Here is a 22,369-nt window from a genome sequence, read left to right on the forward strand (position 1 = left end):
GTCGCGGAGCGGGCCGGGGCTCAGTGGGCCAGCCGCCGCAGCCGCTCCAGCCAGAAGCGGTATTCCAGGCTGGACACGGCGGAATCCCAGTAGCCGGTGGCCATGGCGAGGAACACGGCGGCCCAGAAGACGCAGAACAGCGCCAGGGCGAGGCGGCGGTAGTCCACCCGCCCCGTCTTCAGGCAGCGGTCGTTGGCCCGCACCCGGACGCAGTCGTGGCAGCCGATGCACTCGGGGCTGTGGATGGTGCCGGCCTGGTGCACCTGGATTCCGGCGGGGCAGGCGCGGGTGCACTTCAGGCAATCGATGCAGGCCTCGGCGTCGCGCTGCACCTTGAATGGGGAGAGCAGCGAGGCCAGGCCCATCAGGGCGCCGTAGGGGCACAGGAATCGGCACCAGAAATTGCGGACCAGATACCCGAGGACGGCCAGCACGGCGAGAACGACCAGGGTGACGGTGGACGGGGCGGTGAAGAAATCCATCAGCTTCGCGTCCGACACCTTGTTGAAGGGCGCGTTCAGGAAGCCGTCGATGGCCTCGAGGGGCATCATCCACACGATGCTGTACAGGAAGAACGCCAGTAGCACGTATTTCAGGGCCGACAGCGTCCGCGCCGCCCACTGGGGTAGCGGAAGATCCTTGCCCGCGAAGCCCACCACCTCGGACACCAGCCCCACTGGGCAGATGTAGCCGCAGAACCCCCGCTTGAAGACGAGGCTGATGGCGAGGAAGACCAGCAGCAGCGTCAATCCCGCGGGGTGGATCAGGTCGTACCGGCCGGTGAGGAGCAGGCGCTTCAGCCCCAGGAGGGCGCTGATCGGCAGGAAGGCCTCGACGCCGCCGGGCTTCGTCAGGGATGCGTCGCCCCGCCCCAGGGCGGAGAGGAAGAAATGAAAGCTCGCGCCCACGTACGCCGTGACCGCGAGGAAGAACACCTGGACCGCCCGCCGGACCTGGGTCCGGTGGCTGGAAAGGAATGACAGCGAATGGGTGAAGGCGGCCATGGGGATCCCCTGCTCGCGGAGGCAAAGAGCCGGGACGGTGTCCCTGCCCCGAGCATGGCAGCCGGGGATCCGGCAGGCGGTCACATTTCGGAGGCTGCGGTCCCGTTCGGGATCAGGCCTGGGGCGGGGTGCGGGAAGCGACCATCAGCCGGTTCCAGGCGTTGATTTCGGCCACGGCGAAGGACAGGTCCGCCAGCTCCTTGGGGGCGAACTGCTCCGCCGCCTGGGCGTAGATCGCGTCGGGGACTTCGCCTTCGAGGTGGGTCAGCGCTTCCGCCCATTCCAGGGCCGCGCGGACGCGGGCGTCGAACACCGGCGCCTCGCGCCAGGCGGCGAGCAGGTGCAGCTGCATCTCGCTGACGCCGTGCTGGCGGGCCAGGGGAACGTGCATCGCCAGGCAGAAGGCGCAGGCGTTGAGCTGGGAGACGCGGATCTTCACGAGTTCGAGCAGGCCCAGGTCGAGGCCGCTGCCCTGGACGTAGCTGTGGACGCCCAGCATGGCCTTGTAGCCCGCGGGGGTGAGGGTGGTGAGGTCGAAGCGCTGATGCATGGAGGGCTCCAGGTCAGGAACGGGAATGGGCCGCGCGGGCGGCGGCGGGCAGGTTGCGGGCACTGACGCTGAGGCGGTTGTAGGCGTTCATCAGCGAGATCGCGACGGTGAGGTCGGACAGCTCTTTTTCGTCGAACAGTGCGGCCACGGCGGCGTATTCGGCGTCCGGAACGGCGGTCTGGGCCACGCAGGTGACCGTCTCCGCCCAGGCCAGGGCCGCGCGCTCGCGCGCATCGAACAACGGCTCAGCCTCCCGCCAGACGCCGACGAGCATGAGCTTCTCCACGGACAGCCCGTGCTTCAGCAGGTCCCGGGAGTGCATGTCGATGCAGAAGGCGCAGCCGTTGATCTGCGACACGCGGAGGTAGACCAGCTCCACCAGCGCGGGGGCCAGGCCGCAGCCGGCCAGATAGGCGTGGACGGAACCCAGGCCCTGGACGGCGGCGGGGGCGAGGCGGGCGTAATCGAAGCGGGGGCTCATGGCGGCTCCGGAGAAGGTGTTCGAACAGATCTAGCCTCGCCCGGCGCATGGTGCATGCGATAGACCCAAGAATTGCCCATTCATGGGTACCATCGATCATGGCCGCCGTTTTTTCCCTCCAGCTCGATCGCCACGGATCGGCTCCGCTGGCGGAGCAGATCCGCGCGGGCATCCGCGCCGCCATCGGCGATGGCCGTTTGGCGCCCGGCGCGCGCCTGCCGTCCTGGCGGGACCTGGCCGCCCAGCTGGGCGTGGCCCGGGGCACGGTGCGGATCGCCTACGAGCGGCTCATCGACGACCAACTCGTGGCCAGCGCCGGGGCCGCGGGCACCTACGTGGCCGCCCGGCCCGCGGCTCCCCTGCCGCCCGCGCCTCCCGCGGACGAGGCGCCCCTTCTGAGCGCGGGGATCCTCGCGGAGCCCAACGTCTTCCAGCTGGGGGTGCCCGCGCAGGACGCCTTTCCGGCCAAGGTCTGGTCCCGCATCCTGCTCCGCGCCACCCGCGCGGCGGCGGGCCGGTCCGTGGGCTATCCGGACGCCCGGGGCGAGTTGGCCCTGCGCCAGGAAATCGCCGCCAGCCTGGCCCTCACCCGGGGGATCGCCTGCTCGCCGGCCCAGGTGTTCATCACGGCCGGGTACGCGGGCGGGCTGGGCCTGGCGCTGCGGGTCCTGCGGACCGAAGGAGCGGAGGCCTGGATGGAGGATCCCGGCTACCTGTTCGCCCGGCGGGCCCTCGAACTGGCGGGCGTCCGGCCCGTGGCCGTGCCCGTCGATGCGGAGGGTCTGGACGTGGCCGCGGGCGTCCGCGCCGCCCCACGCGCGGCCCTGGCGCTGGTGACGCCGGGCCAGCAGGCGCCCCTGGGAATGACCCTCTCCCTCGCGCGCCGCCACGCCCTGCTCGACTGGGCGGAACGGGCGGGCGCGTGGATCCTGGAGGACGACTACCTCGGCGAACTCCAGCTCAAGGGCCGCGCCGCGCCCGCCCTGGCTTCCCTGGACCGCGCCGGGCGGGTGATCCACTTCGGCACCTTCAGCAAGACCATCAGCCCCGCTTTGCGGCTGGGCTTCCTGGTGGTGCCGCCGGCGCTCGTCACCCCCTTCGCGGAAGTCGCCGCCCTCCTGGCCCCGGCGCCGGCCGCGCCGATCCAGCACGCGGTGGCCGAGTTCCTGCGGGACGGCCACTACCTGCGCCACCTCCGCCACATGAAGCGCGTCTACGCCCATCGGCGGCAGATGCTGGCCGCATGCCTGGCGGAGGCGGGGGAGGATCCGGTCCTCGCCGGATTGGCGGTGCTCCAGCGGCTGCCCGCGGGAAGCGACGACGCGGCGGTCGTCCGCGAGGCCAATCGCGCGGGTCTGTTCCCCATGCCGCTCTCCGTGTGGTACGCGGATCCCGCCGCGGCGCCCCGGGGCCTGCTGCTGGGCGTCACCAACCTGCCCGAGGCCCGCGTGGCGGAGTGCTGCGCGGCGCTGGCCGCCGCCATCGACCGGGCGGTGGGGACGGACCAATAGGCGATCAAACCCAAGATCTTCTTTTCACCACCAAGACACCAAGAAAAGCTCTATTCACTCGGGGGGGCCTTCGCCTCTTGGTGAGGATCCTTATCTTCTGAATGCTTTCCTGCCGGGGATGTCACATCTCGCCGCGCTGGCTCGTCATGTGTTATCGAGGAGGAAAACCATGACCCCGAACCCCCGCGCGCAGATCACTCCCGGCGGCGAAGCCGTCGTCCTGATCAATGTCTACGAGGTGGCCCCGGAGCGGCAGGACGAACTGGCCCAGCTGCTGGGCGAGGTGACGGAGGCCGCCATCCGGGACCGGCCGGGCTTCGTCTCGGTCTGCATCCACAAGAGCCTCGATGGCACGCAGGTGGTGAACTACGCGCAATGGGCGTCCAAGCCGCACTTCGACCAGATGCTGAAGGATCCGGCGGCCCAGGCCCAGTTCCGGCGCCTCGCGGGCGTCGCCCGGGGCGTGGCGCCGGTGCTGTACCAGGTCGCGGCCGTCCACCTTCCGGGTACGGCCGGCTGATGACGGAGCAGCCCGAGGACCCGTTCACCCTCGCCCGCCCTTGGCTGCTCCGCATCGCCTATCGGATGCTGGGCTCGGTGGGCGATGCGGAGGGCGTGGTCCAGGAGTCCTATCTCCGCTTCCAGGACCAGGCTCCGGGATCGATCCTGAACCCCGGGGCCTTCCTCCGCCGCGTCGTCATCCGCCTCTGCCTCGACCACCTGAAGTCGGCCCGGCGCACGCGGGAGATCTACGTGGGCACCTGGCTGCCGGAGCCGGTGGTGGAGCCAGCCGAGGGCGAGGTGGACGACTTCGTGATGCCGCTGCTGCTGGCCCTGGAGCGCCTGACGCCCCTGGAGCGGGCGGCCTTCCTGCTGCACGACATCTTCGGCGTGGCCTTCGACGAAGTGGCCGCCACGATCCGCCGGGAACCCGCCGCCTGCCGCCAGCTGGCGCGGCGGGCCCGGGAGAGCGTGCGGGCGGACCGGCCCCGGTTCCCGGTGGCGCGGGCGCGGGGCCTGGAGCTCGCCGCGGCCTTCTTCGCGGCCTCCCGGAACGGGGAACTTGATCGTCTCCAGTCCCTGCTCTCCGAGGACGTGGTCGTCTACTCGGACGGCGGGGGGAAGGCCTCCTCCCTGGAGCATCCCTGCGCCGGCCTTCAGCCCGCCCTGGAGCTCTTCGCGTCCCTCCAGCCCCTGTTCGCGGAGTGTCCCTCCACGCTGGTGCGCTACGCCTTCGTGAACGGCCTGCCCGGCTTCGTCACCCGGGAGGCGGGCGGCCTCCTCCAGACGACGGGCCTGGAGGTCGACGGGGACCGCATCCGCCGCATCTACGTCACGCGGAATCCCGACAAGGTCCGCCACCTGGACCGGTCCAGCCCCTAGGACGATCCGCCCAGGAGACGGGCCTTGAGCGCCGCTTTCGGCAGGCTGCCCCAGGCGCGCCCGTCCCGGCTGTCGGGGCGGTTGTCGCCCAGCACCAGGTAGCCTTCGCCGCAGGCCTGCCGCCCTTCGCCGCTCCGCTCGGGGTGGACCACCCAGGGCTCGTCCAGGCGCCGGTCGCCGATCCACAGGTCCGGTCCGTTCCAGGCCACCACTTCGCCCGGGAGGCCGATCACCCGCTTGATTGAAGAGCCAGAGGGGCCTTCCACCACCCATACCTCGCCACGCTTCGGCGAAGGCGCTGCCCAGGCCCGCACCGCCCATCGCAGGTCCCCGCCGCGGAGGACCGGCTCCATGCTGCGTCCTTCGATCCGCACGGGATGCACCGCGACGAGGGGCGACAGGGTGAGGGCGACAGCAGCGACGGGGAGCCAGGGCCTCATCGGGAAGACCTCACCCGCCGACCACCATCCGCCGTCCCCGGCCGTCCGTGAGGGTGACTTCCTTGAGGCGGGCCGGGGCGGGGACGAAGGGCGCGAGGTCGGCGAGCAGGCGCTGGGCCAGGGCCAAGGGCCCGTCCAGTCCCAGATCGGACAGGAGCTGGCCCTGCAGGGGCGCGAGGCTGCGGTCCAGGGCCGCTTCCAGGTCCCGGAAGTCCACCACCACGTCGAAGCCGTCCAGTCCCCGGCGCGCAGCCACCACTTCCACCGTGTAGTCGTGGCCCTCCCAGGCCTCGCCCGCGCGGAACACCACCGACAGCGGGCGGGCCACGGCGGCTTCGAACAGCAGGGGAACATCCGGGGACAAGGCTGACTCCAGGTCGGGTCTCTCAGTTTGTCATGCCCATCGCTACACTGTCCCTTCGACACCGCATACTTGATCATCGGGTGAGACAATGCCGGACCGCGCGCCCGGCGGGTTCCATCCGGGTCCGGCGGCGAGGAGGAATCCCATGAAGGCCCTGGAAATCGCATTGTTCTGGATCATGACCCTGGGCGCCGGCGGGTTCTTCGCATGGACCATGCGGAAGCGGTTCGAGACGCTGAAGGCGGGCCTGCCGGACAACCGCTTCGACCAGCCCTGGGAGCGGCTGAAGGGCGTGTTCACCCTGGCGCTCGCGCAGAAGCGGATGGTGCGCGATCCCTACGCGGGCTTCTACCACATCCTGATCTTCTGGGGCTTCTGCGTCCTGTCGCTGCGCTCCATCGGCCTGGTGGTGGAGGGCCTCTTTCCCGCCTTCCACATGACCGAGGCCCTGGGCGGGTTCGGCTACGGCTACCAGGCCACGAAGGACCTATTCGAGGTGCTGGTGCTGCTGGGCCTGGGCCTCGCCGCCTTCCGCCGCGTCGCCGCGAAGCCCTGGCGGCTGGAGAACTCCCTCGACGCGTGGGCGACGCTGAGCCTCATCGGCAGCCTGATGGTCACGGACCTGCTGGCGGACGGCGCCTTCGTGGCGCTGCACCATCCCGCCTGGGCCGCCTGGTCCCCCGCGGGCGTGGCGGTGGCGCGGTGGCTGGGCGGAATGAGCGAGACGGGCCTCACCGTGCTCTACAAGAGCATGTGGTGGCTGCACCTGGCGATGCTCTACTTCTTCGCCAACTTCCTGCCCTACTCCAAGCACTTCCACGTGTTCACGTCGCTGTTCAACATCTACTTCCGCGACCTGGAGCCCCGGAAGAACCTCAAGCCCATGGATCTGGAGAACTCCGAGCACTTCGGTGTCAACCGGATCCAGGACTTCACGTGGAAGCAGATGCTCGACTTCTACACCTGCGTGGAGTGCGGGCGCTGCCTGGAGAACTGCCCGACCACCCTCACGGGCAAGCCCCTGCGGCCCAAGAACTACGGCACCGACCTGCGCGACTACCTGAAGGCCACGCCCCTGGAGCAGATGGCCCAGGACAAGCCCGTGCCCGAGGACCGCAAGCTGATCGGCGGGCTCGTTCCCGAAGGCGCCTATTGGAAGCGCGACGACGAGGAGGCGCCCTGGAGCAAGGCCCAGCTCGAAGGCTGGATCAGCCAGGACACCATCTGGGCCTGCACCAGCTGCGGTTACTGCGAGTGGGCCTGCCCCCTCCAGATCACCTTCGTGGACAAGCTCGTGGGGATGCGCCGCTACCTCACCCTGGAGGAGAGCGACTTCCCGGCGGAGGCCCAGACGGCCTTCAAGGGCATGGAGCGCCAGGGCAACCCCTGGAACCTGCCCCAGGCCGACCGCGCCAAGTGGGCCGAGGGCCTGGAGGTGCCCACCGTGGAGGAGAAGCCCGACGCCGAGTACCTGTTCTGGGTGGGCTGCGCGGGCAGCTACGACGCCGCCGGCCAGAAGGTGTCCAAGTCCCTGGTGAAGCTGCTGCAGGCCGCGGACGTGTCCTTCGCCATCCTGGGCACGGAGGAGAGCTGCACCTGCGAGTCCGCCCGGCGCCTGGGGAACGAGTACCTGTTCCAGTCCGCCACCGAGGCCAACGTGGAGACCCTCAAGGGTCACGGCGTGAAGAAGGTCGTCACCAACTGCCCCCACTGCCTCAACACCCTGAAGAACGAGTACCCGGCCTTCGGCGGCGAGTTCGAGGTGGTCCACGGTACGGAGCTGGTGGCCAAGCTGATGGCCGACGGCAAGCTGAAGCTGGACCAGACCGTGGAGACGGACCTCACCTACCACGACCCCTGCTACCTCAGCCGCATCAACGGCCAGGTGGCGGCGCCCCGGGCCATCCTGGACGCCATTCCCGGCGTGAAGCTCACCGAGATGGAAAAGCACGGCGAGGCCACCATGTGCTGCGGCGCCGGCGGCGGCCGGTTCTGGCTGGAGGAGCACCTGGGCAAGCGCATCAACCACGAGCGCTTCGAGCAGGCGATGGAGACCAAGGCCACCACCATCGCCGTGGGTTGCCCCTTCTGCAACGTCATGCTGAACAACGCCGCGGGCGAGACGGGCCACGAGGGCGTCGCCACCACCGACGTGCTGGAGCTGGCGGCCAAGGCGCTGAAGGCCTGAGCGGGTGGACTGGGCGCAGCGGCAATGGCGTTGCCATTGGGAATTCCGAGTCATTGGGAAGGAGAGAGGCATGCATTGTATTTTCTGGCTTGGTGCCCAGCGGTCCGCGTTCCGGCAGGGGTATTTCCTCGCTGCTGCGCTCTTGACTCTGTTCGTGGCAATCGGCTGTGGCGGTGGTGGAGGCGCTGCCCCACCGTCATCTGCGACGGCTCCTCGGATTACGGTGGCAACCATGGCCTGCCCGCCGGATACACCCTCCTTTCTCTTGACGGTGCCAGGCTCGAACTTCAACAGCAGCTCCGTGATCCTTCTCAATGGTCGCGAACTTCCCACCACCTTCTTGGGGCCAGATCGTCTATCGACCTTTGTCAACGCCCAGGAGTTGGCTTCCGGCGGAAATTGCCAAGTTCGGAATACCTCGCCGGCGCGAGAAACGTCAGAACTAAAGACAATCTCCTCCGCCAATTTTAAAGCGGGCTATCTCACTCCGATTACATCTCCGACGCAAGTCGTGGCAGGGTCACCATCGTTTCGGCTGGCCATGTGGGGCCTTCCGGTGGACGATAAATCCGTCATCATCTGGAATGGGCTTTCCCTGCCAACCACTGTTGATGTGGCGACTGGCTATGCATTCACCACCATTCCCGCTTCTGAAGTTGCTCGGCCAGGTTATGCGGTGGTCGCTCTCTACAGCCCGAGTGGTTGGATTACGCCTGCCCAGATTGTGAACATCACAATCAACCAGCAGGTAACTGGAATCATGGAAAGTCCCGATGGCGGCCAACTTCTGGCCATTGTTCCGGAGACGAGCTCTACATATGCTGGTCAGTTGATCCGAATCGATCCTGAGACAGGATCGGTGTCTCCACTGCTTGCTTTGGGTAAGCCGACATCGATGGTAGCTGCGAGCGACAAGAGATCCCTCTACGTGGGGTCCCGATGGTCGAGCCGGATCCGCCGATTAGCGTGGCCGGGGCTGGCGGAGGTCATGGCCTTTGATCTGCCTTCGGAGGGGGCTTTGACCCTTCTTGCCGTCCCGGGCGCGCCCGGCTCCATTCTGGTAGGACAGCCCGCATTATTGGGTGGCCAGGAGATCGTGATCTACGATGGAAATGTGGGAAGGCCCGGACACGGGGCTGTCTATGGCTACGGGGATTGTGTTGCCTTCGACACAAGTGGAAGCAGGTTCTACATCCTGAACAACGGCCTTTCTTCCTTTGATCTGGCGGCCTACTCCGTGGATGCAGGCGGTCTCCTCCTGCTCGGTCGGTCGCAAACTTTAAATGTCACCTACGGAACTGGGCTGGCTGCATGGGGGGGTGCGCTATATACCAGTAATGGCCTCGTCATTGATCCCACTCAATTTATCGTACGGCCGAAATCTATCGGGACAGGATTCCAGTCCCAGTTTTTTCTGGATCCCCCAAATAATCGAATGTACTTCGTGGGTGATTCAGGGCAGTACGGAACCGTATACCTGATGGTTTATGACCTCACTACTTTGAACCGAGTGGGGGCCCTGGTGCTCCATGGCATCCGAAACCTACCTGTTCGGATCGTGCGATGGGGGCGCAATGGCTTGGCGGTAGCCCAGGATGCCGGTATTGGAAGTGACTCCTCAATGTATATCTTCCAAACCGATTTGGTTAGGGCGTTTTAGGAGAAATCTCGCCTCCTTACTGCCTAGTGGCCTCATGTCTCATTCCGAGGAAGGGGTAATCTGGTCGGCGTCCGGAAGGAATCATTTATGAGACTGAGGCTGCTGGTCCTACTCCTAGCTTGCACTCTATTGTCCGCCCAATCTCGGCGCGTGGACAGCGTGGATCCGTTCATCGGCACGAAGGACATGGGCCACTGCTATCCCGGCGCCACGGTGCCCTTCGGGTTCGTCCAGCTGAGCCCCGATACGGACACGGCGATGTACTCCACGGACGGGAAGACCTACCGGAAGGAGGTCTACGCCTACTGCGCGGGCTACCAGCACGGCGATCCGACCATCGTGGGCTTCAGCCACACGCACCTCCACGGCACGGGCCACTCGGACCTGGGCGACCTGCTGGTGATGCCCACGGTGGGGCCGCTGAAGCTGGAGCCCGGCGATGCCGCGAAGCCCGGCAGCGGCTACCGCTCCCACTACGCCGGCGAGGTCGCGCGCCCCGGCTACTACGGAGTGACGCTCACGGACCCGGGCGTGAAGGCCGAATTGACGGCCACCACCCGCGTGGGCGTCCACCGCTACACCTTCCCCAAGAGCGCGGACAGCCGCGTGGTGCTGGACCTCGTCCATTCCATCTACAACTACGAGGGCAAGGTCCTGTGGTCCCGCGTCCAGGTGAAGGGCCCCGACCTGGTCACGGGCTACCGCCACGTCCGCGGCTGGGCGCGGGACCGCCACCTCTACTTCGCCATGGCCTTCAGCAAGCCCTTCAAGAGCTACGGTCAGCAGGGCGAGCCGGCCTCGGTCTACCGCGGCTTCTGGCGGAAGTGGGACCAGACCGCGAACTTCCCCGAAATGGCCGGCACGAAGCTTCGCCTGCACTTCGATTTCGACACGGCGGAGGGCGAGCGGATCCTGGTGAAGGTGGCCCTGTCCGCCGTCAGCGAAGAAGGGGCTCTGGCGAACCTGAAAGCCGAAACCCCCGATTGGGACTTCGACGGAACCGCCGCGGCCGCCTCGAACGCCTGGGAGAAGGGACTGTCGCGCCTCGACTTCGCGGGCACGGTCTCGCAGCGGAGCACCTTCTACACGGCCTTCTACCACAGCCTGCTGGGGCCGGTGGAATTCCAGGACGTGGACGGACGCTACCGCGGCCTGGACGGGGCGATCCACGAGGCCAAGGGCTTCACGAACCACACCGTGTTCAGCCTGTGGGACACCCACCGGGCGCTGCACCCGCTCTACACCTTGATCGAGCCCCGCCGCGCCGGCGACATGGTCCAGTCCATGCTCGCCCACTACGACCAGTCGCCGTGGAAGATGCTGCCGGTGTGGAGCCACCACGGCCAGGAGAACTGGTGCATGACCGGCTATCACGCCGTGAGCGTCCTCGCCGACGCCTGGGCGAAGGGGATCCGCTCCTTCGACGGCGAGAAGGCCTTCGCGGCCATGAAGGCCACCGCCACCCACGGCGCTTACGACGGGCTGGACGGCTACATGAAGCTGGGCTGGGTGCCTGACGAGGGGAACAGCTCCAGCGCCTCCAAGACCCTGGAATACGCCTACGACGACTGGGCCATCGCCCGCATGGCGGGGGCTCTCGGCAAGAAGGCCGATGAAGTCGAGTTCCTGCGGCGGGCCCGCTTCGGACGCAACCTGTGGGACCCGAAAACGGGCTTCATGCGGGCGCGGAAGGCGGACGGAAGCTGGCGCGAGCCCTTCGATCCCCTCCAGACCCACGACCAGGGCTACATCGAGGGGAACGCCTGGAACTACAGCCTGTACATGCCCCACGACGCCGGGTGGCTGGTGAAGCAGTGCGGCGGCCCGGAGGCCTTCGGCCGCCGCCTCGACGAGCTGTTCACCATGCACCTGGACGACAAGTTCTTCGCCGAGACCGAGGACCTGGCGCGGGTCTCCATGATGGGGAACTACGCCCACGGCAACGAGCCCAGCCACCACGTGCCCTACCTCTACGTCTGGGCCGGGCAGCCCTGGAAGACCCAGGCGCGGGTGCGGGCCATCCGGGAACAGATGTACCTGGACCGTCCGGACGGCCTCTGCGGCAACGACGACGTGGGCCAGATGTCCGCCTGGTACCTGTTCAGCGCCCTGGGCTTCTATCCCGTGGCGCCGGGCAGTGACCAGTACGTGATCGGCGCCCCCGCCAGCCGCGAGATGGCGATCGCCTTCGAGGACGGCCGGCGCCTCATGCTGCGCGCCCCCAAGCTGGACGAAAAGAACATCTACGTCCAGGGCGTCCTCCTGAACGGCCGGCGCTGGGACAAGGCCTACTTCCGCCACGGCGACCTCGTCCGGGGCGGCGAGATCGTCTACGAAATGGGGCCGAAGCCCAACAAGGCCTGGGGGACCGGCCCCGGCGCCCTGCCGGAGTCCCTGCCTGTGGATTGAAGCCCCGCCGGGGACCGCAGGATCAAGGATTGAACCGCAGATGACGCAGATGGCCGCAGACCCTGTCTTTTCATCTGCGCGATCTGCGTCATCTGCGGTTCCCAGTTTTTTCCGCCGAGATTCACCGCCAAGCAGGTTCCGCTAATCTGTCCCCATGCCGCTCGACCCGCGCCTCCTCGAGATCCTCTGCTGTCCGGCCTGCCACGGCGACCTCGTGGAACGGCCCGAGGCCCTCCGCTGCCAGAGCTGCGGCCTGGCCTATCCCATTGAGGACGGCATTCCCGTGATGCTGGTGGACCGCGCGCGGAAGGACGAGGCATGAGGCTGGGCCGCGTCGAAGCCGAATCCCTCCTGCAGCGGATGGAGGGCCGGAAGGTGGCCGTCCTGGGCGACGTGATGCTGGACGAGTACCTGTTCGGCGAGGTCAGCCGCATCTCGCCGGAAGCGCCCGTGCCCATCGTGCGCGTGGTGGGCGAGCGCGCCGTGCTGGGCGGCGCCGCCAACGTGGCCGCCAACCTCCGGGCGCTGGGGGCGGAGCCGCTGCTCATCGGCACCCTTCAGAAGGACGCGGCGGGCGACCGGGTGCTCGGCCTCCTGAGCGATCTGGGGATCTCCATCTCCAGCCTCGTGTTGGACGCCTCCCGCCCCACCATCATCAAGACCCGCGTCATGGGCCAGCAGCAGCAGATGCTCCGCATCGACCGGGAGGAGATCGGGCCGCCCGATCCCGCCGTCCTCCTGGGCCTGAAGACCCGCCTGGAGCAGGCCCTGGACGAGGCCTCGGCCCTGATCGTGTCCGACTACGCCAAGGGCGCGGTCAACGAGCCGGTGATGGACGCCGTCCGGGAGCTCTGCGCCGCGCGGAACCTGCCCTGGATCGTGGATCCCAAGCCCGCCCACAAGGCGCTCTACCGCGGCGCGACGCTGATGACGCCCAACACCAAGGAGGCCGCGGAACTGGCCCACCGGCCCGCCAAGACGGACGCGGAGATGGCCGCGGCGGGCGCGGCGCTGATGGCCGAACTGGATTTGAAGGGCCTCCTCGTGACCCGCAGCGAGCGGGGAATGGCGCTCTTCTCCACCGACGCCGGCCACCGCGCGCCGTGGATGATCCCCACCGAGGCCCAGGAGGTCTTCGACGTCAGCGGCGCCGGCGACACCGTGATCGCCGCCTTCGGAGCCGCCGTGGCCGCCGGGGCGGACTGGCGCGACGCCGCCATGCTGGCCAACGCCGCCGCGGGCCTGGTGGTCGCCAAGGCCGGGACCGCCACCGTCACGCCCGCCGAACTCCTCGCCCACTACTGCGAGCAGGAAGCGGTCTAGGTCCGGCGCGGGATTGCCTGGAGGGACGGGCCTAGTTCCGCAGTTCGATCGCCAGGACGAACCGGTCGCCGCGGGCGAGGCGCTCTTTCACCTGGGTGAAGTTCAGGTCGAAGGTCTCGGTCTCGCCGGGCTTCACCGTGCCCAGCTTGGTGCCGCCGGAGGCCACGCCCAGCAGCTTTCCTTCGCGGTCGAGCACGGCCACGGCGAAGCCGGGGATCTTGGGGTACTTTCCGGTGTTGGTGACTTCCACCTGGGCGCGGGTGCCGAATTCGGCGCCCTTCAGGATGTTGAAGAACCCCGATTCCACCACGCGCTTGTTGAAGAAGATGCGCGTGACCTTCAGCCCATCCAGGTTCACCGACAGGGGAATGGTGCGGTCCCAGGAGAAGGGGAAGGATTCGGAGAAGTAGGAGAGGGAGGTCTCCCCGGCCGGAGCTGGGGCGGCCGGGGTGGTGACGGCGGGCGCCGGGGCCGGCGGAGGCTCCTGGGCGGGCGTCTGGGGCAGGGCGAGGAGGGCGGCGAGCAGCAGGGCGGGCATGGGATCAGTTCTTTCCGAAGAGGCCGCCGAAGAGGCTCTTCTTGGGGGCGATGTCGAGGACGGGGCTGCTGAGGGTGGCGCTTCCGCCGCTGCGCTCCCGGCGCAGGCGGTCGAAGACGGGACGCAGGCCGGGCACCTTGTGGGCCTCCAGCCAGTTCTCGCTGTGCTGGCGCGCCACGAGGTGGCCTTCGAGGATGCGGCCCTCCTCCACCCACGCGGTGAGCTGGCCCATGGTCAGGCCGGGGTAGATCTCCTCCCCGATCTTGAGGCGCAGGAGTTCGCCGCCGGAATCGGCCGCTGCCACGGGCGCCGCGGCGCGGACCACGGGCTGGGAAGGGGCCGGGGCGGAAGCCTGGGGCGCCGAATCCAGGATCGCCTGGAGGTCCTCCTGGGAGAGGCGGACCGTGGTGCTGCTGGCGGCCTGGGCGTCCCGGCCGATGCGGGGGGAGATGCGGCTCGATTCCGTGGGGCCGTCGCCCGCCCACGCCGGATCCGTGCCGGCGGGCTGGGGGGCCTCGGGAGAAGGCGTGGCCGGCACGCCGCCGAGGGTCGCTTCCAGCGCCGACAGCGTGGCTTCCATGTCCATGGACGACGGATCCGGCGAGGCCTTCAGCCCCGGCGACGACACGGGCGCGTCCCCGAACAGCTTGTCGATGGCGTCGCGGGCGGAGGTGTAGCCGGAGAGGGTCGTCTCGGTGATCTCGGGCGGGAAGGCCGGCGGCGGAAGCGGAGCCTCGGTTTCCGGCTCGTCTTCCAGGTCGCCGAGATGGAGCGAGTGCAGGGGCTCCAGCTCCTCGGCGGACGCGGGCGGCGCGAGCAGGCGGGCCACGACGTCGCCCACGGGGAACACGCTGCCGCAGGAGAAGCACTTGGCCCGGCGGATGGCGGGGCGGAGCCGCTCGGAGCGCAGGCGATAGCGGGTGGAGCAGCTGGGGCAATGGATCGCTTCGGCCACCTGGAACTCCTGGAGTTTCGAGCAGGATAGCACCCGGGGCAGGCCGGGCCAACGCGGCCGTGGGGCCGGAAAAGCCCCGCCGCGGGGTATCCTCAACGGAGCGGGAGGCGGCGTTGAGGGGCGTGTTCATCACCATCGAAGGGGTGGAGGGGTCGGGCAAGTCCACCCAGCTCCTGCGGCTCTCCGAGCGGCTGCGGCGGCTCGGCCTGCCCCTGGTGGTGTCCAAGGAGCCCGGAGGGACCCCTCTGGGTCGCGAGCTGCGCCGGCTGCTGCTGGAGCCCCACGCCAGCGGCGACGCCTGGTGCCCGGATTCGGAACTTCTGCTCTTCTATGCCGACCGGGCCCAGCACCTCTATGCGGTGATCCGCCCGGCCCTGGCGGCCAAGCAGGTGGTCCTGGTGGACCGCTTCGAGGATTCCAGCCGGGCCTACCAGGGCGCCAGCGGGGTGCCGGACGCGTCCCTCGACCGGCTCAGCGACCTGGTGCTGAAGGGCCTCCGTCCCGACCTCACGGTGATCCTGGACGTGGATCCCGAGGTTTCCCTCCAGCGGGTGGAAGTGCGGAACCTGTCGCTGGGGACCGAGTTCGCGGAGACGCGCTTCGACCACGCGGCGCTCGCCTTCCACCGCCAGGTGCGGGAGCGCTTCCTCCAGATCGCCCGCAGCCACCCCGACCGCGTGGCCCTGGTGCCCGCCCGCGACCCCGTGGAGCAGGTGGAGGCGGCCATCTGGGCCCGCGTGGCTCCCAAGCTGCGCCACGCCGGGTTCGAGGTTTCCTGATGTTCTCGCCGCACCTCGCCGGCCACCGCGCCCTCCGGCAGCGCCTGCTGGACCGCCTGCGGGACGGGCGGATCCGCGGGTCGCTCCTGTTCACGGGCCCCGAGGGAATCGGCAAGCGCCGGGTGGCCCTCGAACTCGCCCAGCGGGAGATCTGCCTGCGCCGGACCGCCTGCGGCGAGTGCGAGGGCTGCCGGATGCTGCAGGGCGAGGACCTGCCCTTCGAACTGCCCAACCTCCTGCGGATCGCGCCGGAGGGGAAGGCCGGGGTCATCCGCATCGATCAGATCCGCGAGGGCCTGGATTCCAGCAACCAGCCCCGGTTCAGCCGGGGCGTCATCGAGTGGGCCTCGCTGGCGCCGCCCCTGGGCTGCCACCGCTGGATCATCATCGAGGAGGCGCACCGCCTGAACGAATCCAGCGGGAACATCCTGCTGAAGACCCTGGAGGAGCCGCCGGAGGGCACCCACTTCATCCTGGTCACCCACCGGCCCGAGGCGCTGCTCCAGACCATCCGCAGCCGCTGCGAGCGGATCCCCTTCGCCCCCCTTCCACCCGAGGAGGCCTGGGCCGTGGCCCGGCGCCAGGGATGGGACGAGGCCGATCGCCCGCGGTGGGAGGCTTTGGGCGACGGGAGCCTCCGTTTCCTTGATGAGGCGATCTTCCGCCGCGCCGAAGCCCAGGTGGATGCCTGGATCGCGCTGCTGGGCGGCCGTCCCTTCACCGAGGCCGGCGACGCCCTCCTGCCCGAGCGCGAGTCCCCGCTGGCCCAGGGGGAGCAGCTCCGACAGCCCCTGGAACTGCTGCTCCGGGTGCTCGCGGATCTGGCGCGGATCCGGGCGGGCGAGGCCCCGTCCCTGGAGCCCTGGCGCGGCGCCCTGGAAGCCCTGGCCGCGCGCTCCGGCGACCTGAAAGCGCCCCAGGAGGCCGCCCTCGACGCCCTGCGCCACCTGCCGCGGAACCTGAGTCCCGAGCCCCTCCTGCGGGAAGTGGCCCTGGCGCTGCCCAGGGCGTGATCCCGGTCAAGCCGGACCGGGCTAGACTTGATTTGGGAGTTGCAGCTCCTGAAAGGGAAACCCATGTCCGAACCCCTCTACGGCCACGATTTGTTGTCCCTCCTCCTGGCGCGGGGCGGCTCGGCCTCTCTGGCGGACCTGCGGGCCGCGTCCATCGCCGCCCACGGGCCCGACGCCGTCTACCACAACTGCCACGGGGGCGCCTTCGACTTCGACGGCGTGGTGGCCTTCCTGGGGAGCAAGGGGAAGGTCAGCGTCGAGCACGGCACCATCAGCCTGGGGAACGCCCCCGCCTGCCAGCACTGAGACCGCTCTGCATTCAAAAGATTAAAGATCACCGCCAAGACACCAAGGACGCCAAGAAGAACAAACCAAGTCCGGATACTTTTCTTGGCGGTGAATGAGAACCTTGGGTCTTGATCGCCCTTTGCTATGAGGCCCAGTCGGGGAGGGGGCCGGGAGTACACTGGTCCCATGAGACTCCTGCGGATCAACCACCTGGGGATCGCGGCGCCGGGCCTCGACGAGGCCGTGGCCCGCATGGCGCGGCTGTTCGGCATGGCCGCCGACCACACCGAGGCCGTGCCCGATCAGAAGGTGAAGACGGCGTTCTTCCCCGTGGGCGAGAGCACCCTGGAATTCCTGGAGAGCACTGATCCGGACGGCCCCGTCGGAAAGTTCCTCGCCAAGCGCGGCCCGGGCATCCACCACGTCTGCTTCGAGGTGGACGACATCGACGTCGCCGTGGCCCAGCTCCTGGCCAAGGGCGTCCGGATGATCGATCAAGCGCCCCGCAACGGCGCCCACGGCTGCCGCGTGGCCTTCATCCACCCCGCCGAGACCGGCGGCGTGCTGATGGAGCTGAGCCAGGGTGGCGGGCACTGAGATTCACGAGCAGAGCATTCCTCCAGCGGGTGGAGGAATGCTAAGGGGCCTCTTCAGGGGGCAGGGACTCCAGCAGCCGTCTGGCCGCTTGGGTGAGGGCTGGCAACTCGTGGATCACCACGTCCCATACGGTGTCGTCATCAATGCCGAAATAGGGGTGAGCCAGATGATCTCGGAATCCGCAGACCATTCGCCACGGAACCTCCGGGGCAGCTTCCTTCATGGACTCCGGAAGGCGCTTGGCCGCCTCTCCGAGGATCTCCAGGTTGCGGATCACCGCATCGTAGACCATCCCATGGGTCTCGAATTCCGCGCGGGGGAGATCCCGGACGTAAACGGATGCTTTCTCCGCAGCTTCCAGGATGTCCTGCAGGAAGAGGCGCGGATCACGCGACACGGATGAGATCCCGATCGATCCGCGGCCGCAGCGCGGGTTTCACAGCTCCTATGGTCACCAGGTCCACTCGGGTTCCAAGCAGATCTTCCAGTTCAAACTGGAGACCCATGAAGGCGCGGAATCGCGCGGGACCCTCGAAGGTCACCAGCAGATCCACGTCGCTTTCCGGGCCCGATTCGTCCCGGGCCGTGGACCCGAAGAGGGCGAGTTCCTTCACGGCGTAGCGCTGCCTCAGGTCCGGGAGGGCCTGGCGGAGAATCTGCAATGCCCGCTGACGATCCATGGAGAGCGCCTCCGGCCCATTGTAGGCGAAGAGGCGCAGCGGCCCTCAGCCGATCCACCCCAGGTACCCCAGCCACAGGGCCCGGCCGAAGAACACGACCAGGGGCGTGGCCAGGGCCAGGAAGCAGCCGAAGGGGAGCATGGTCTGGGCGCCGGAGCGGCGCGTCAGCATGAGGGGGACGCCGACGGCGGTGCCCAGGGCGGCGCCGACGAACAGGATGCCGAGCATGGGAGCCCAGCCCCAGAAGGCGCCCAGCCAGGCCAGCATCTTGAAGTCGCCCATTCCCAGGCCATCGGTCTTGCGGAGGGCCTTGTAGGCGAGGTTCAGGAGGGCCGGGGCGCCATAGCCGATGACGAGACCCAGGAGGCTCTGCTGCCAGGTGACAGTGGCCTCGAATCGCGGGAAGGCGGGCGCGGGCTGCAGCCCGTTGTGGAAGGTCAGGACCTGGAGGAGGCTGCCGTCGCGGCTCCACACCTTCATCAGCGATTCGGGCCACGCCAGCTGGGGCAGGGCGGCGAGGACGCCCAGGACCATCAGAGGAAACTGGATCGCGTCCGGCAGGATCATCTCGGTGAAGTCCGTGAAGAACAGCACCACCAGCGCGAAGGCGCACAGGACGGCCTTGAGCCAGATCAGCGTCCCGAAGGGAAAGAGCCAATGGGCGGCGCCCAGGATGAGGCCGCCCAGCAGCTCCACCAGCGGGTAGCGGAAGGGGATGGCCCACCCGCAGGCGGCGCACTTCCCCCGCAGCCACAGCCAGCCGAAGACCGGGACGTTGTGCCAGGGCTTGACCTTCGCTTTGCAGGAAGGGCAGTGGCTGGCCTTCGTGACCACGTCGCGGTCCTCGGGCGCCTCCTGGGGAAGGCGGTGGATGAGCACATTGCAGAACGAGCCCAGCAGCAGCCCGAAGGGCGCCAGGAAGAGGCTGAGAAGCCAGGGCGGAAGGTCCAGAAAGGGCATGGAGACCACCATACCGGGGACTTCCCTCCCGTTCGCGGCAGAATGGAGGGGAACGCCCTGGGAGCATCCGTGATCCGTTTCGCCCTCGCCCTTTCCGTCAGCCTGTCCCTGGCCGCCCAGGCACCCGCCCCCGCGCCGGCTCCCCCCTCGACGCCCGCGCCCGTCGCGGCTCCCGCGCCGGTCCCCGTGACGAAGCCCCGGGTCCAGGTGCTCACCAGCTACGGGCCGATCGTGCTGGAGCTGGAGCCGGAACTCGCCCCCAAGACCGTGGAGAACTTCCTCCAGTACGTGAAGGACGGCCACTACAAGGGCACCATCTTCCACCGCGTCATCGACGGGTTCATGGTCCAGGGCGGCGGGCTGCTGGAGAACATGGAGGAGAAGCCCACCCGCGCGCCCATCCTCAACGAAGCGCCGCAGACGTTCCGCGCCGGGCTGAAGAACACCCGCGGGACCGTGGCCATGGCGCGGACGGGCTCGCCCCACAGCGCCACGGCCCAGTTCTACATCAACACCGTGGACAACAAGGCGCTGGACCACCGCGACATGAGCGACGACAACTACGGCTACTGCGTGTTCGGCCGGGTGGTGTCGGGCATGGAGGTCGTGGACAAGATCGAAAAGGTGCGGACCGAATGGCGCAAGGGCCAGAGCGCGGTGCCGCAGTATCCCGTCCGGCTCAAGGACGCGGTTCTGCTCCCCCAGTAGGAAGCGGCTTCATTTAATTGATGATCTTGATGGGCGGCGGCGGTCCCTGGGGCCGCCGGCGGTCGTTGGGGATGAAGATCGCGCCGAGGGCCGAGGCCACCACGCTGGTCACCAGAGCCCCGAAGAAGCCCGCCCAGAACCCGCTGACGGTGAACGCGAGGCCCAGCCGCGCGGACAGGCTCCCCGCCAGCCAGAAGACCAGCCCGTTGATGACCAGGCTGAAGCACCCGAAGGAGCAGGCCATCGGGACGAAGGCGACGATCTTCAGGAAGATCCCCACGGTGGCGTTGAGGGCGGCCAGGATGACGGCCACGATCACCAGGTCCAGGAAGGACCCGTGGCCCAGGCCGGGGACCAGGGCGCTGGCCACCAGCAGGCCCACGGCGGAAAACAGAAAGCGGAGCGCGGTGTTCATCGGATCTCCTGGATCAGGCGGGCATCCCGTCCTTCTCGTTGGCCTGGGTGATCACGCTGCCCGGCGACACGCTGCGGGTGAGCCATACGTTCCCGCCGATGGCCGACCCCTTGCCCAGGGTGATCCGGCCCAGGACCGTGGCATTGGAGTAGATGATCACGTCGTCCTCCACCACCGGATGGCGGGGGACGCCCTTCACGGGATGGCCGTCGACGTCCAGCGGGAAGCTCTTGGCGCCCAGAGTCACGCCTTGGTAGATGCGGACGTTGCGCCCGATCACGCAGGTCTCGCCGATGACGACGCCCGTCCCGTGGTCGATGAAGAACCGCTCGCCGATCTGCGCGCCGGGATGGATGTCGATCCCGGTCAGGCCGTGGGCGTGCTCGGTGATCATCCGGGGGAGCAGCGGAACGCCCAGCTTCAGCAGTTCGTGGGCCAGGCGCTGGCTGGTGATCGCGACCATCCCCGGATAGCAGAACAGCACCTCGTCGGGGCTGGTGGCCGCCGGGTCGCCCTCGAAGCCCGCCTGGACGTCCGTGGCCAGCAGCCGCCGCACTTCCGGCAGCCGCGCGAGGAAGGCCTGGGCCAGGTCGCGGGAGCGCTCCCCGCATTCGCCGCAGGTGGGATCCGACACCATCAGGCCCCGCTGGATCTGGTCGCACAGCCCGTGGAGGGCCCGGTCCATCCGCGCGCCCAGGTGGTAGCGCAGGGTGTCGGCCTTCAGGTCCGACGCGCCGAAATAGCCCGGAAAGAGGAGGGCGCGAAGTTCTTCCACCAGCCCCGCCACGGCGGTGCGGGAGGGGAACTGGCGGCGGCCCAGCGGCATGCCCGTCAGTGCGGTGGACGCGGCGGCGAGGGATTCCACGACGCCGTGCAGGTCGGACCCGCGGTCGGGAGTGGGCTCGCTGGGCATGGGAACTCCGAATCCGTCCGGGCGCGGAGCCCGTGGAATCAGGATGCCGCAGAACCTCGGATCAGTCGCGGGGTCAGTCGCGCACGTAGTGGCAGGTGTAGCCGCCAGGGTGCTTCACCAGGTAGTCCTGGTGGTATTCCTCCGCGCGCCACCAGGCTCCGGCGGGCGCGATCTCGGTGACGATCGGGCGCTTCCATTTGCCGCTGGCGTCGACCTCGGCCTTCACGCGCTCCGCGGTCTGCCGCTGCGCTTCCGAGTGGAAGAAGATCGCGCTGCGGTACGACGTGCCCATGTCGTTGCCCTGGCGGTTCAGGGTGGTGGGATCGTGCATCCGGAAGAAGAAGCGCAGCAGCGCCTCGTAGCTCGTCTTCGAGGGGTCGAAGCGGATCTGCACGGATTCGGCATGGCCGTCGTGGTGCTCGTAGGTGGCGTTGGGCACCTTCCCGCCGGTGTAGCCCACCTCGATGCCGGTCACGCCGGGCTGCTGGCGGAGGAGATCCTCCATGCCCCAGAAGCAGCCGCCGGCCAGGGTGGCGGTCTCTTCCTTGGCGGGCGCCTCCTGGGGCGCTGGCGCCGTCTTTCCGAAGAGGGGAAGCAGGCGGCCCAGGCCCTCCTTCTCCAGATCAGCCACAGGCACGAACCGGAGGGCGGCGGAATTGATGCAGTAGCGGAGGCCGCCCTGGTCCCGGGGACCGTCGTCGAAGACGTGGCCCAGATGGGAATTCGCCTCGGTGGAGCGGACTTCGGTGCGGATCATCCCGTGGGTGGTGTCCCGCCGCTCCACCACGTCCTTTTCCTCCAAAGGCTTGGTGAAGCTGGGCCATCCGCAGCCCGAGTCGAACTTGTCCTTGGAGGAGAAAAGAGGCCGCCCGCTCACGACGTCCACATAGACGCCCTCCCGGTGCTCGTTCCAGTACTCGTTGCGGAAGGGAGGCTCGGTCCCCGCCTCCTGCGTGACGTGGAACTGCATGGACGTGAGCTTTTGCTTGAGGGCTTCGGGGGCGGGCTTGCTGGGGGCGGTCACCTTCACCTCGCTGGATCGAGCCGGGGCGTCGCCGCCGTGGAGGCGCGGAAGGGCCAGCGCCGCGCAGACGATCATCCCGACCCCCGCCGCCGTCAACCACATTCCCAATTTCGCCATGGGCTTCACTCCCGGTCGAAGGCTTGGATGCCGCCGGGCAGGAAAGCGTTGGGCGAAAAGGGAGGCGCG

26 protein-coding genes are annotated in these 22,369 nt (G+C 68.5%); 13 read left to right on the forward strand and 13 right to left on the reverse strand.

What is annotated here, in order from left to right:
* Positions 1-20: 20 nt before the first annotated feature.
* The 3 genes from RAH39_RS02580 to RAH39_RS02590 form a co-directional block, all read right to left on the reverse strand.
* On the reverse strand, positions 21-1,004 hold the full coding sequence (locus tag RAH39_RS02580; protein WP_306591241.1) for a 4Fe-4S binding protein: 984 nt from the start codon (positions 1,002-1,004) through the stop codon (positions 21-23).
* Positions 1,005-1,116: 112 nt separating this feature from the next.
* Positions 1,117-1,554 carry a carboxymuconolactone decarboxylase family protein gene (locus RAH39_RS02585; protein WP_306591242.1) on the reverse strand — a complete coding sequence of 146 codons (438 nt, stop codon included), beginning with the start codon at positions 1,552-1,554 and terminating at the stop codon, positions 1,117-1,119.
* A 13-nt stretch (positions 1,555-1,567) separates the two neighbouring features.
* The gene (locus RAH39_RS02590) at positions 1,568-2,035 is read right to left on the reverse strand and encodes a carboxymuconolactone decarboxylase family protein (RefSeq protein ID WP_306591243.1); all 468 of its coding nucleotides are present in this window, start codon (positions 2,033-2,035) and stop codon (positions 1,568-1,570) included.
* A gap of 98 nt (positions 2,036-2,133) precedes the next feature.
* Here RAH39_RS02590 and RAH39_RS02595 point away from each other — a divergent pair, with 98 nt between their 5' ends.
* The 3 genes from RAH39_RS02595 (at position 2,134) to sigJ (ending at position 4,929) form a co-directional block, all read left to right on the forward strand.
* The gene (locus tag RAH39_RS02595; protein ID WP_306591244.1) at positions 2,134-3,546 is read left to right on the forward strand and encodes a MocR-like pyridoxine biosynthesis transcription factor PdxR; all 1,413 of its coding nucleotides are present in this window, start codon (positions 2,134-2,136) and stop codon (positions 3,544-3,546) included.
* Between the two features lie 169 nt (positions 3,547-3,715).
* A complete protein-coding gene (locus tag RAH39_RS02600; protein WP_306591245.1) occupies positions 3,716-4,066 on the forward strand; it encodes an antibiotic biosynthesis monooxygenase family protein in 351 nt (116 codons plus the stop codon).
* Positions 4,066-4,929 carry an RNA polymerase sigma factor SigJ gene (gene sigJ, locus RAH39_RS02605; protein ID WP_306591246.1) on the forward strand — a complete coding sequence of 288 codons (864 nt, stop codon included), beginning with the start codon at positions 4,066-4,068 and terminating at the stop codon, positions 4,927-4,929. The genes RAH39_RS02600 and sigJ overlap by 1 nt, the downstream gene beginning before the upstream one ends.
* Here the strand turns inward: sigJ and lepB are convergent.
* Both lepB and RAH39_RS02615 read right to left on the reverse strand, forming a co-directional pair.
* Entirely contained in the window at positions 4,926-5,369 is a 444-nt protein-coding gene (gene lepB / locus RAH39_RS02610; RefSeq protein ID WP_306591247.1) for a signal peptidase I, read from the reverse strand. The two genes, sigJ and lepB, sit on opposite strands and share 4 nt — an antisense overlap.
* Positions 5,370-5,379: 10 nt before the next feature.
* On the reverse strand, positions 5,380-5,733 hold the full coding sequence (locus RAH39_RS02615) for a hypothetical protein (RefSeq protein ID WP_306591248.1): 354 nt from the start codon (positions 5,731-5,733) through the stop codon (positions 5,380-5,382).
* A 145-nt stretch (positions 5,734-5,878) separates the two neighbouring features.
* Between RAH39_RS02615 and RAH39_RS02620 the strand changes: the two genes are divergently transcribed.
* The 5 genes from RAH39_RS02620 (at position 5,879) to rfaE1 (ending at position 13,313) form a co-directional block, all read left to right on the forward strand.
* Positions 5,879-7,921, forward strand: a complete 2,043-nt coding sequence (locus RAH39_RS02620; RefSeq protein ID WP_306591249.1) for a (Fe-S)-binding protein — start codon at positions 5,879-5,881, stop codon at positions 7,919-7,921.
* Between the two features lie 70 nt (positions 7,922-7,991).
* A complete protein-coding gene (locus RAH39_RS02625) occupies positions 7,992-9,581 on the forward strand; it encodes a choice-of-anchor Z repeating domain-containing protein (RefSeq protein ID WP_306591250.1) in 1,590 nt (529 codons plus the stop codon).
* Between the two features lie 87 nt (positions 9,582-9,668).
* On the forward strand, positions 9,669-11,990 hold the full coding sequence (locus RAH39_RS02630) for a GH92 family glycosyl hydrolase (protein ID WP_306591251.1): 2,322 nt from the start codon (positions 9,669-9,671) through the stop codon (positions 11,988-11,990).
* A 154-nt stretch (positions 11,991-12,144) separates the two neighbouring features.
* Positions 12,145-12,312 (forward strand): Trm112 family protein, encoded by a 168-nt coding sequence (locus RAH39_RS02635; RefSeq protein ID WP_306591252.1) that lies wholly within the window; start codon positions 12,145-12,147, stop codon positions 12,310-12,312.
* Positions 12,309-13,313, forward strand: coding sequence for a D-glycero-beta-D-manno-heptose-7-phosphate kinase (gene rfaE1, locus RAH39_RS02640; protein WP_306591253.1), 1,005 nt, complete (start codon positions 12,309-12,311; stop codon positions 13,311-13,313). The genes RAH39_RS02635 and rfaE1 overlap by 4 nt, the downstream gene beginning before the upstream one ends.
* A gap of 31 nt (positions 13,314-13,344) precedes the next feature.
* Here the strand turns inward: rfaE1 and RAH39_RS02645 are convergent, their stop codons facing one another.
* Both RAH39_RS02645 and RAH39_RS02650 read right to left on the reverse strand, forming a co-directional pair.
* Entirely contained in the window at positions 13,345-13,851 is a 507-nt protein-coding gene (locus tag RAH39_RS02645) for a hypothetical protein (protein WP_306591254.1), read from the reverse strand.
* A 4-nt stretch (positions 13,852-13,855) separates the two neighbouring features.
* Positions 13,856-14,806, reverse strand: a complete 951-nt coding sequence (locus RAH39_RS02650) for a zinc-ribbon domain-containing protein (protein WP_306591255.1) — start codon at positions 14,804-14,806, stop codon at positions 13,856-13,858.
* 122 nt (positions 14,807-14,928) lie between these two features.
* Between RAH39_RS02650 and tmk the strand changes: the two genes are divergently transcribed.
* The 4 genes from tmk (at position 14,929) to mce (ending at position 17,483) form a co-directional block, all read left to right on the forward strand.
* Positions 14,929-15,585, forward strand: coding sequence for a dTMP kinase (gene tmk / locus RAH39_RS02655; RefSeq protein WP_306592100.1), 657 nt, complete (start codon positions 14,929-14,931; stop codon positions 15,583-15,585).
* Complete coding sequence (locus RAH39_RS02660; RefSeq protein WP_306591256.1) at positions 15,585-16,598, forward strand: DNA polymerase III subunit; 1,014 nt, start codon at positions 15,585-15,587, stop codon at positions 16,596-16,598. Before tmk ends, RAH39_RS02660 begins: the two co-directional genes overlap by 1 nt.
* Positions 16,599-16,661: 63 nt before the next feature.
* Complete coding sequence (locus RAH39_RS02665; protein ID WP_306591257.1) at positions 16,662-16,904, forward strand: DUF2492 family protein; 243 nt, start codon at positions 16,662-16,664, stop codon at positions 16,902-16,904.
* Between the two features lie 168 nt (positions 16,905-17,072).
* Positions 17,073-17,483 carry a methylmalonyl-CoA epimerase gene (gene mce / locus RAH39_RS02670; protein ID WP_306591258.1) on the forward strand — a complete coding sequence of 137 codons (411 nt, stop codon included), beginning with the start codon at positions 17,073-17,075 and terminating at the stop codon, positions 17,481-17,483.
* 40 nt (positions 17,484-17,523) lie between these two features.
* Here the strand turns inward: mce and RAH39_RS02675 are convergent, their stop codons facing one another.
* Genes RAH39_RS02675 through RAH39_RS02685 form a run of 3 tightly spaced genes read right to left on the reverse strand, consistent with a single transcriptional unit; the run spans position 17,524 to position 19,123 of the window.
* Positions 17,524-17,880 (reverse strand): HepT-like ribonuclease domain-containing protein, encoded by a 357-nt coding sequence (locus RAH39_RS02675; protein ID WP_306591259.1) that lies wholly within the window; start codon positions 17,878-17,880, stop codon positions 17,524-17,526.
* Entirely contained in the window at positions 17,870-18,163 is a 294-nt protein-coding gene (locus RAH39_RS02680) for a nucleotidyltransferase family protein (RefSeq protein ID WP_306591260.1), read from the reverse strand. Before RAH39_RS02680 ends, RAH39_RS02675 begins: the two co-directional genes overlap by 11 nt.
* A gap of 45 nt (positions 18,164-18,208) precedes the next feature.
* Positions 18,209-19,123, reverse strand: coding sequence for a prepilin peptidase (locus RAH39_RS02685; RefSeq protein WP_306591261.1), 915 nt, complete (start codon positions 19,121-19,123; stop codon positions 18,209-18,211).
* Between the two features lie 69 nt (positions 19,124-19,192).
* Here RAH39_RS02685 and RAH39_RS02690 point away from each other — a divergent pair, with 69 nt between their 5' ends.
* A complete protein-coding gene (locus RAH39_RS02690) occupies positions 19,193-19,831 on the forward strand; it encodes a peptidylprolyl isomerase (protein WP_306591262.1) in 639 nt (212 codons plus the stop codon).
* 13 nt (positions 19,832-19,844) lie between these two features.
* On the opposite strand, the gene RAH39_RS02695 is transcribed toward RAH39_RS02690, so the two are convergent.
* The 3 genes from RAH39_RS02695 to RAH39_RS02705 form a co-directional block, all read right to left on the reverse strand.
* Positions 19,845-20,246 carry a phage holin family protein gene (locus RAH39_RS02695; protein WP_306591263.1) on the reverse strand — a complete coding sequence of 134 codons (402 nt, stop codon included), beginning with the start codon at positions 20,244-20,246 and terminating at the stop codon, positions 19,845-19,847.
* Positions 20,247-20,259: 13 nt separating this feature from the next.
* Complete coding sequence (locus tag RAH39_RS02700; protein ID WP_306591264.1) at positions 20,260-21,159, reverse strand: serine O-acetyltransferase; 900 nt, start codon at positions 21,157-21,159, stop codon at positions 20,260-20,262.
* Between the two features lie 73 nt (positions 21,160-21,232).
* Positions 21,233-22,300: a bifunctional methionine sulfoxide reductase B/A protein gene (locus tag RAH39_RS02705; RefSeq protein ID WP_306591265.1), complete on the reverse strand. Its 1,068-nt coding sequence runs from the start codon at positions 22,298-22,300 to the stop codon at positions 21,233-21,235.
* Positions 22,301-22,369 lie beyond the last annotated feature (69 nt).

It is taken from the genome of Geothrix sp. 21YS21S-4, assembly GCF_030845995.1.
GTDB lineage: Bacteria > Acidobacteriota > Holophagae > Holophagales > Holophagaceae > Geothrix.

Coding starts and splice junctions, on each gene's coding strand:
- RAH39_RS02665 (WP_306591257.1), top strand. CDS start 16,662: ATGTCCGAACCCCTCTACGGCCACGATTTGTTGTCCCTCCTCCTGGCG.
- RAH39_RS02630 (WP_306591251.1), top strand. CDS start 9,669: ATGAGACTGAGGCTGCTGGTCCTACTCCTAGCTTGCACTCTATTGTCC.
- RAH39_RS02600 (WP_306591245.1), top strand. CDS start 3,716: ATGACCCCGAACCCCCGCGCGCAGATCACTCCCGGCGGCGAAGCCGTC.
- RAH39_RS02625 (WP_306591250.1), top strand. CDS start 7,992: ATGCATTGTATTTTCTGGCTTGGTGCCCAGCGGTCCGCGTTCCGGCAG.
- RAH39_RS02645 (WP_306591254.1), bottom strand. CDS start 13,851: ATGCCCGCCCTGCTGCTCGCCGCCCTCCTCGCCCTGCCCCAGACGCCC.
- RAH39_RS02585 (WP_306591242.1), bottom strand. CDS start 1,554: ATGCATCAGCGCTTCGACCTCACCACCCTCACCCCCGCGGGCTACAAG.
- RAH39_RS02620 (WP_306591249.1), top strand. CDS start 5,879: ATGAAGGCCCTGGAAATCGCATTGTTCTGGATCATGACCCTGGGCGCC.
- RAH39_RS02680 (WP_306591260.1), bottom strand. CDS start 18,163: ATGGATCGTCAGCGGGCATTGCAGATTCTCCGCCAGGCCCTCCCGGAC.
- lepB (WP_306591247.1), bottom strand. CDS start 5,369: ATGAGGCCCTGGCTCCCCGTCGCTGCTGTCGCCCTCACCCTGTCGCCC.
- RAH39_RS02695 (WP_306591263.1), bottom strand. CDS start 20,246: ATGAACACCGCGCTCCGCTTTCTGTTTTCCGCCGTGGGCCTGCTGGTG.
- RAH39_RS02595 (WP_306591244.1), top strand. CDS start 2,134: ATGGCCGCCGTTTTTTCCCTCCAGCTCGATCGCCACGGATCGGCTCCG.
- RAH39_RS02705 (WP_306591265.1), bottom strand. CDS start 22,300: ATGGCGAAATTGGGAATGTGGTTGACGGCGGCGGGGGTCGGGATGATC.
- RAH39_RS02700 (WP_306591264.1), bottom strand. CDS start 21,159: ATGCCCAGCGAGCCCACTCCCGACCGCGGGTCCGACCTGCACGGCGTC.
- RAH39_RS02685 (WP_306591261.1), bottom strand. CDS start 19,123: ATGCCCTTTCTGGACCTTCCGCCCTGGCTTCTCAGCCTCTTCCTGGCG.
- sigJ (WP_306591246.1), top strand. CDS start 4,066: ATGACGGAGCAGCCCGAGGACCCGTTCACCCTCGCCCGCCCTTGGCTG.
- rfaE1 (WP_306591253.1), top strand. CDS start 12,309: ATGAGGCTGGGCCGCGTCGAAGCCGAATCCCTCCTGCAGCGGATGGAG.
- mce (WP_306591258.1), top strand. CDS start 17,073: ATGAGACTCCTGCGGATCAACCACCTGGGGATCGCGGCGCCGGGCCTC.
- RAH39_RS02635 (WP_306591252.1), top strand. CDS start 12,145: ATGCCGCTCGACCCGCGCCTCCTCGAGATCCTCTGCTGTCCGGCCTGC.
- RAH39_RS02580 (WP_306591241.1), bottom strand. CDS start 1,004: ATGGCCGCCTTCACCCATTCGCTGTCATTCCTTTCCAGCCACCGGACC.
- RAH39_RS02590 (WP_306591243.1), bottom strand. CDS start 2,035: ATGAGCCCCCGCTTCGATTACGCCCGCCTCGCCCCCGCCGCCGTCCAG.
- RAH39_RS02660 (WP_306591256.1), top strand. CDS start 15,585: ATGTTCTCGCCGCACCTCGCCGGCCACCGCGCCCTCCGGCAGCGCCTG.